Origin of the sequence: Streptomyces solincola (genome assembly GCF_002982015.1) — a bacterium.
Classification (GTDB): Bacteria; Actinomycetota; Actinomycetes; order Streptomycetales; family Streptomycetaceae; genus Streptomyces; species Streptomyces solincola.
Window position 1 is genome coordinate 1 of record NZ_PVLV01000442.1, and the last position, 6,564, is coordinate 6,564.

Genomic DNA, 6,564 nt, shown 5'->3' on the forward strand with positions numbered 1-6,564 from the left:
CCAGCTCCAGCACCCGCCGGGCCCAGCGCACGGAGTCGGCCGCGCACGAGGTCGGCACGGTCAGCCCCACCGCCGACGGCGCCGAGGGGAACGCCCGGGTCAGCGCGGCCCGCCGCTCCTCGTCCACCGGTCCTGGGATCAGCAGGTGCGGCTGAGGATCGGACAGGTCGGCCAGGACATCGTTGTCCAGCGGCGCGGCCGGGGCACCGGCCGGCGAGCGCAGCGCCACCAGCGTCACCCGCTCCGGCAGCACCCACCCGGTCTGCTCGCACAGCTCCGCGATCGCCGAGCGCGGCACCGGTGAGCCCGCCAGCACCAGGTGCAGCAGCCGTCTGCGTAACGCCTCGGAACGCCCGTCGGCGCCCGACCGCACCTCCAGATAGCCCTCCCGGGAGACCGCCTCCAGCTCGTCGACGTAGGCGAACAGGGTGTCGGCGAAGCTGAGCATCAGGGTGGGGGAGAGGTTGTAGCGGCGGCCCACCTTCTTCGCGCGGCGCAGCGCGACCCGGGCCCCGAGCCGGTAGGCGCCGCGCAGCCGCTCCAGCCCCCGGCCCTCGTACGCCTCGAACCGGCCGAACCGCCGGCACGCCTCGTCCCGCAGCGGGACCGCCGCGCCGGGCGAGGCGATCCGCTCGGCGAACGCCGCGATGTGCTGCTCCACGCCGTAGCGGATCGCCGCGCTGTGCGGGCCGTTGAGCAGTTGCGCGTACTCCGGGTAGGCGCGGGTGATCTCGATGCCGATCTCCTGGATCAGGCTGGGCAGTTCGGGGCGGACGATGGCGGCGAACTCCTGCGGGAGCGGCCCCAGCGGCTCGCCCGCGTCCGACGGCTGGGTGGTGGTGGGCATGCGGGTGGTCCCCTCGTTCTCCGGCGGCTCTGCGTTCTCCGGCGGCTCTTGCCGGACGTGCGGCGGTACGGGGAAAAGCGGTCGGGGAGGAGGAGGCGGGCCGCCGCCGGCAGGGGGCGTGCTCCGACCGGCCCGGGGACGTGCCTCCACCGGCCCGGGGCGGGCGGCAGCGCTGCGTGCCTGCCGAACATAGACCACCGTCCGGTCCCGGCACACCCGTGTGAAGCCGTCCGCGTCCGGCCGCCGCCCGGTTCCGGCCGAACCCGGCCCGTCACGGCCCGGCCGCCCGCCCCGCCGGGCCCCCCAGCGGGCCGTTCTGCTCACTTCCGGACAAGAAAACCGGCTCGGATACTGCGCCGGCGACAAGAAAATACCCACCGGTAAGAGCGGCTGCGAAAACTTACGGTGGCGTATTGCGCGGCCGGTTACCCGCTCGTAGCGTCTTCCGCGCAAGGTGCTCCACCTGGTGGCCTGTCAGTTTTCGGCCCCGCGTTCCGTGAAGTGAGCCGCTTTCGGTATTTCCACCCTCCCGCCCCGGCGGATCCCCCGTTTCCGGGTCCTCGCCGGAAATGACGCCGGCGACGGCGACGGGAATACCGGCAAATCAGGTACGCCCCCATTTCCCCAGGAGGGACCAGCCCGTGCGACGTACGACCAGAATCGCCGCCCTTTCCGCCGCCGTGTTCACCGTCGCGGCCGGCGTCACCGTCACCACCGCCTCCGCCGCGCCCCAGGCGCAGTGGACCGTCAGCAACCCGGCCGCCAACGACACCTTCACCGCCGCCAACCAGAGCGGCGTCAACGCCGTGCTGACCAACGTCACCACCGGCGCCACCGTCACCTGCGCCGTCTACGGCGCGACCGGCACCGCGGTCGACGGCACCTACGCCAGCGGCGCGGGCCTCGCCACCATCGCCACCGCCACCTTCGGCACCAGCGCCAACAAGTGCAACGGCCCGCTCGGCTCCAAGTGGGTCTCCTCCGCCGCCCAGCCCATGAAGCTCAACGGCGTCAGCTACGGCGGCGGCGTCACCAAGGGCACCCTGACCAACGTGAAGGTCAACCTGACCGGCACCAGCATCCTCGGCACCTGCAACGCGGTCATCGAGGGCTCCGCCAACACCGGCACCTACACCAACTCCAGCGGCCTGCTGGCCATCGCGGCCGACGCCACCCCGGCGCTCACCGTGACCAGCGCCTCCGGCGCCTGCGCCGGGCTGATCGCCACCGGCAACAAGGCCAAGTTCAGCGCCACCTACAAGGTCACCCCGATCATCACCGTCACCAGTCCCTGACCGCCCCCACCGGGTCGGACAGCGGTGACAGCGTCGTGCGGCCGGTGCGCGTGCCGGCCGCACGATCCCGCGTACCGGCCCCGCGACGGAACCGGTACCGCAGGGGAGACGGGGTGGAGCAGCCATGAGCAGCAGAGGCAGGAGCAGGGGCCGGGCCGGGGCCGGCGGGTCCGGGGAGCCCGGCGGACGGCGGCGCGCCCTCGCGCGTACGGCGTCGGCGGGCGCCGCCGTGCTGGTCGCCGGGCTGGTGCCGGGCACCGGCGCGGCCGTCGACGAGGACGTCCGCACCGCCGAGGCCGTCTTCGCCTACCGGTGCGCCCTGCCCGGCGGGGAGCACCCGGCGGCGGTACGGGTGTCCGCCGGCCTGCCGCAGCGCGTCCCGGCCGGGCGGGCCATCCGCCCCGCGGACGTCTCGGTCGCCGTGGAACTGCCCGCCGCGGCGGCCGCCGAGCTGACCGCGCGCGGGGTGGCGAGCGCCGAGGGCGCGGTGCGCCTGACCGGCCGGCTCAGCCAGGGCGAGCACTCCGCCGAACTGCCGTGGACCCAGCTCACCACCCCGCAGGCGCCCGTCCCGGCCGAAGGCCCGTACACCGTGCGGGGCGCGGGCCCGGTCCCCGAGGTGACCGCCGGCTCCGCGGGCGTCCTCACCTTCGCCACCGGCCCGGTCACCCTGGACCTGCTCACCCGCACTGCCGACGGCACGGCCACCACCCCGCCGGACCTGTCCGTCACCTGCGCACCCGAGCCCGACCAGGACACCGCGATCGCCGAGGTCCGGATCACGCCCGGGCCCGGCGCCGGCGAGCCGTCCGCGAACCCGACCGCTCCCGCCGAGCCCTCGACCGCGCCCGGTCCCACCGCCGCGCCCACCGGCCCCCGCCCGCCCGGCGGAAAGCCGCCGGAGCGCGATCCGGGCGGCCCGGGAATACGGCCGCCCCAGGCGGAGAACGGCGGAAAGGCGCGGCAGGAGAAGAACGCCGACGACTGCGAGGAACCGCCCGCCACGCCGCTGCCCCCCGTGCCGGCCCACGGATACGTCGCCGGATACGCCAATGTCCTCAAACTCGGCGCGGCCATGTTCGTGAAGGACCCCGGCCTGATGCGCGTCTCCATGGCGAAAGCGCTCCAGATGCACCCCTGCGCCGGCGAGGGCGACCCCGTCTTCACGCTCTACAGCGACGCCACCCTCGACTACCGGGGGAAGCCGCAGTTCCCGCCGGCCCGCTCCACGTTCCTCACCTTCGGCTTCATGCCGACCACCGCGACCGTCGAACTCCTCCTGGAAGGGAAGCTGGAGATCGCCACGGACAGCTACTTCGCCCCCGACTTCTCCCAGCCGCAGGTCACCAAGGCGACCGGAAAGATACGGGTGCGCCTGACCGACGTCGAGGTCAACGGCGCCCCGCTGGACGTCGGCCCGGCCTGCCGCACCGTCCGGCCCATGGAGCTGACGCTGACCGGGCGCGGCGGCCAGGACGTCAATGGCGTGCCCTACGGCTACACCGTGGAGCTGGGCGGCCCGCTGACCGGGACCGCCGACATCCCGCCGTTCACCGACTGCGGCACCGGCGGGGAGGATCTCGACCGGATGCTCACCGGCGCCCTCTCCGGCCCTGGCAACTTCACCAAGATGACCCAGGGCGCGCTCTGCTCCGGCACCCAGGACTTCTGCCCCGACGCACCCCGCCCCCGGCCCGAGCGCCACGCCGGGTCCGCGGGCCCGACCGCCGCCGGGAGGCCGTGATGGGAGCGGAAGTGGTCGTGGAGGGGCTGACCAAGTCCTTCGGCCGGCAGAACGTCTGGCAGGACGTCACCCTCACCCTGCCCGCCGGCGAGGTCAGCGTGATGCTCGGGCCCTCCGGCACGGGCAAGACCGTGTTCCTGAAGTCGCTCATCGGGCTGCTGAAACCCGAACGCGGCCGGGTCCTGGTGGGCGGCTGCGACATGGTGAACAGCCCGGAACGGGACGTCTACGAGGCCCGCAAGCTGTTCGGCGTGATGTTCCAGGACGGGGCCCTCTTCGGCTCCATGTCGCTGTTCGACAACATCGCCTTCCCGCTGCGCGAGCACACCCGCAAGAAGGAGAGCGAGATCCGCCGCGTCGTGATGGAGCGGGTGGAGATGGTCGGCCTGGTCGGCGCCGAACGCAAACTCCCCGGCGAGATATCCGGCGGCATGCGCAAACGGGCCGGGCTCGCCCGCGCCCTGGTCCTGGACCCGCAGATCGTGCTGTGCGACGAGCCCGACTCCGGCCTCGACCCCGTCCGCACCGCCTACCTCTCGCAGTTGCTCATCGACCTCAACGCGCAGATCGACGCCACCATGCTGATCGTCACCCACAACCTCGACATCGCCTCCACCGTGCCCGACAACATGGGCATGCTCTTCCGGCGCAACCTGGTCACCTTCGGCCCCCGCGAGGTGCTGCTGACCAGCGAGGAGCCGGTGGTGGCGCAGTTCCTGGCCGGCCGCCGCGAAGGCCCCATCGGCATGTCCGAGGAGAAGGACGCCGCCACCCTCGCCCGTGAGGGGCGCGCCGCCCCGCCCGACCCCGAGCGGGCCCTGCCGCCGCAGCTCACGCCCTCGCCCGGACTGCCCCCACGGGCCGGCGCCCAGCGCCGCCGCGAACGCGTCCTCAACCTGCTGCCCGAACTGCCCGAGCGGGCCCGGACCGCGATCCTGCGCAGCTACGCCCCGGTCGGCGGGGCCGTCTCATGACCCTGGCCGACCACCCCCGGACCCCGCCGCCGGAGCCCGTGCCCTCCCCGCCGCGCTGGACCGCGCCGCTGCGGGAGACCGGCAAGCTGTTCGCGCTGGCCGGCTCGGTGGTGCGGGAGACCTTCCGCCGCCCCTTCCCCCTGCGGGAGTCCGTCGAGCAGTTCTGGTTCGTCGCCAGCGTGACCATCCTGCCCGCCGCCCTGGTGTCCATCCCGTTCGGCGCGGTCATCGCCCTACAGGTCGGCTCGCTCACCGAGCAGCTCGGCGCGCAGTCCTTCACCGGCGGCGCCAGCGTGCTGGCCGTCATCCAGCAGGCCAGTCCGCTGATCGTGGCCCTGCTGATCTCCGGCGCCGGCGGCTCCGCGATCTGCGCCGACCTCGGCTCGCGCACCATCCGCGAGGAGCTGGACGCCATGGAGGTGATGGGCGTCTCGCCCGTCCAGCGCCTGGTCGTGCCCCGGGTGCTGGCCACCATGCTGGTCGCCGTCCTCCTCAACGGCATGGTCTCGGTCGTCGGCACCCTCGGCGGCTACTTCTTCAACGTGGTCATGCAGGACGGCACCCCCGGCGCGTACCTGGCCGGCTTCTCCGCCCTCGCCCAGCTCCCCGACCTGTGGATCAGCGAGATCAAGGCGCTGGTCTTCGGCTTCCTCGCCGGGGTCGTCGCCGCCTACCGGGGCCTCAACCCGCGCGGCGGACCCAAGGGCGTCGGCGACGCCGTCAACCAGTCCGTCGTCATCACCTTCCTCCTGCTGTTCTTCGTCAACATGGTGCTGACCGCGATCTACCTCCAGATCGTCCCCGCGAAGGGGGCCTGACCATGGCCTCCCCGCTCGCCTGGCTCGACCGCTCCGGCGACCGGCTCCTGTTCTACCTCCGCGCCCTGCTCTGGGTGCCGCGCACCCTGCGCCGCTACCTGCGCGAGGTGCAGCGCCTGCTCGCCGAAGTCGCCTTCGGCAGCGGCGGCCTCGGCGTCGTCGGCGGCACCGTCGGCGTCATGATCGCCATGACCCTGTTCACCGGCACCGTCGTCGGACTCCAGGGCCACGCCGCACTCGACCAGATCGGCACCTCGGCGTTCACCGGCTTCGTCTCCGCCTACTTCAACACCCGGGAGATCGCCCCGCTGGTCGCCGGCCTCGCGCTCTCCGCCACCGTCGGCGCCGGCTTCACCGCCCAGCTCGGCGCGATGCGCATCAACGAGGAGGTCGACGCCCTCGAATCCATGGGCATCCGCTCCCTGCCCTACCTGGTCACCACCCGGGTCATCGCCGGGGTGGTCGCCATCATCCCGCTGTACGCGATCGGGCTGCTCTCCTCCTACCTGGCGTCCCGCATGGTGACCGTGCTCGTCAACGGCCAGTCGGCGGGCACCTACGACCACTACTTCGGACTGTTCCTCTCACCCGACGACGTCCTGCTCTCCGTCCTCAAGGTGTTCGTCTTCAGCGTGATGGTGATCCTCGCCCACTGCTACCACGGCTACCACGCCGAGGGCGGCCCGGCCGGCGTCGGCGTCGCCGTGGGCCGCTCCGTGCGCAACGCCATCGTGCTGATCAGCGTCACCGACTTCTTCCTCTCGCTCGCCCTGTGGGGCGCGACCACGACCGTGAAGGTGGCCGGATGAGCACCGTATGCGAGGCCGCCCGATGAACTTCCCCCGCGAGGCCGCCCGATGACCGCGACCCTCCCGCTCCCCACGGC

6 protein-coding genes are annotated in these 6,564 nt (G+C 73.2%); 5 read left to right on the plus strand and 1 reads right to left on the minus strand.

The window, feature by feature from the left end:
- On the minus strand, positions 1-847 hold an 847-nt coding region (locus C6N75_RS24100; protein WP_105871000.1), incomplete at its 3' end, for a hypothetical protein.
- 641 nt (positions 848-1,488) lie between these two features.
- On the opposite strand from C6N75_RS24100, the gene C6N75_RS24105 reads away from it, so the two are divergent.
- The 5 genes from C6N75_RS24105 (at position 1,489) to C6N75_RS24125 (ending at position 6,487) form a co-directional block, all read left to right on the plus strand.
- A complete protein-coding gene (locus tag C6N75_RS24105; protein WP_146132659.1) occupies positions 1,489-2,142 on the plus strand; it encodes a hypothetical protein in 654 nt (217 codons plus the stop codon).
- Between the two features lie 124 nt (positions 2,143-2,266).
- The gene (locus C6N75_RS24110) at positions 2,267-3,886 is read left to right on the plus strand and encodes a DUF6801 domain-containing protein (protein ID WP_105871002.1); all 1,620 of its coding nucleotides are present in this window, start codon (positions 2,267-2,269) and stop codon (positions 3,884-3,886) included.
- Positions 3,886-4,860 carry an ABC transporter ATP-binding protein gene (locus C6N75_RS24115; protein ID WP_105871003.1) on the plus strand — a complete coding sequence of 325 codons (975 nt, stop codon included), beginning with the start codon at positions 3,886-3,888 and terminating at the stop codon, positions 4,858-4,860. Before C6N75_RS24110 ends, C6N75_RS24115 begins: the two co-directional genes overlap by 1 nt.
- The gene (locus C6N75_RS24120) at positions 4,857-5,678 is read left to right on the plus strand and encodes an MlaE family ABC transporter permease (RefSeq protein WP_105871004.1); all 822 of its coding nucleotides are present in this window, start codon (positions 4,857-4,859) and stop codon (positions 5,676-5,678) included. The genes C6N75_RS24115 and C6N75_RS24120 overlap by 4 nt, the downstream gene beginning before the upstream one ends.
- Positions 5,679-5,680: 2 nt before the next feature.
- Complete coding sequence (locus C6N75_RS24125; RefSeq protein ID WP_105871005.1) at positions 5,681-6,487, plus strand: MlaE family ABC transporter permease; 807 nt, start codon at positions 5,681-5,683, stop codon at positions 6,485-6,487.
- Positions 6,488-6,564 lie beyond the last annotated feature (77 nt).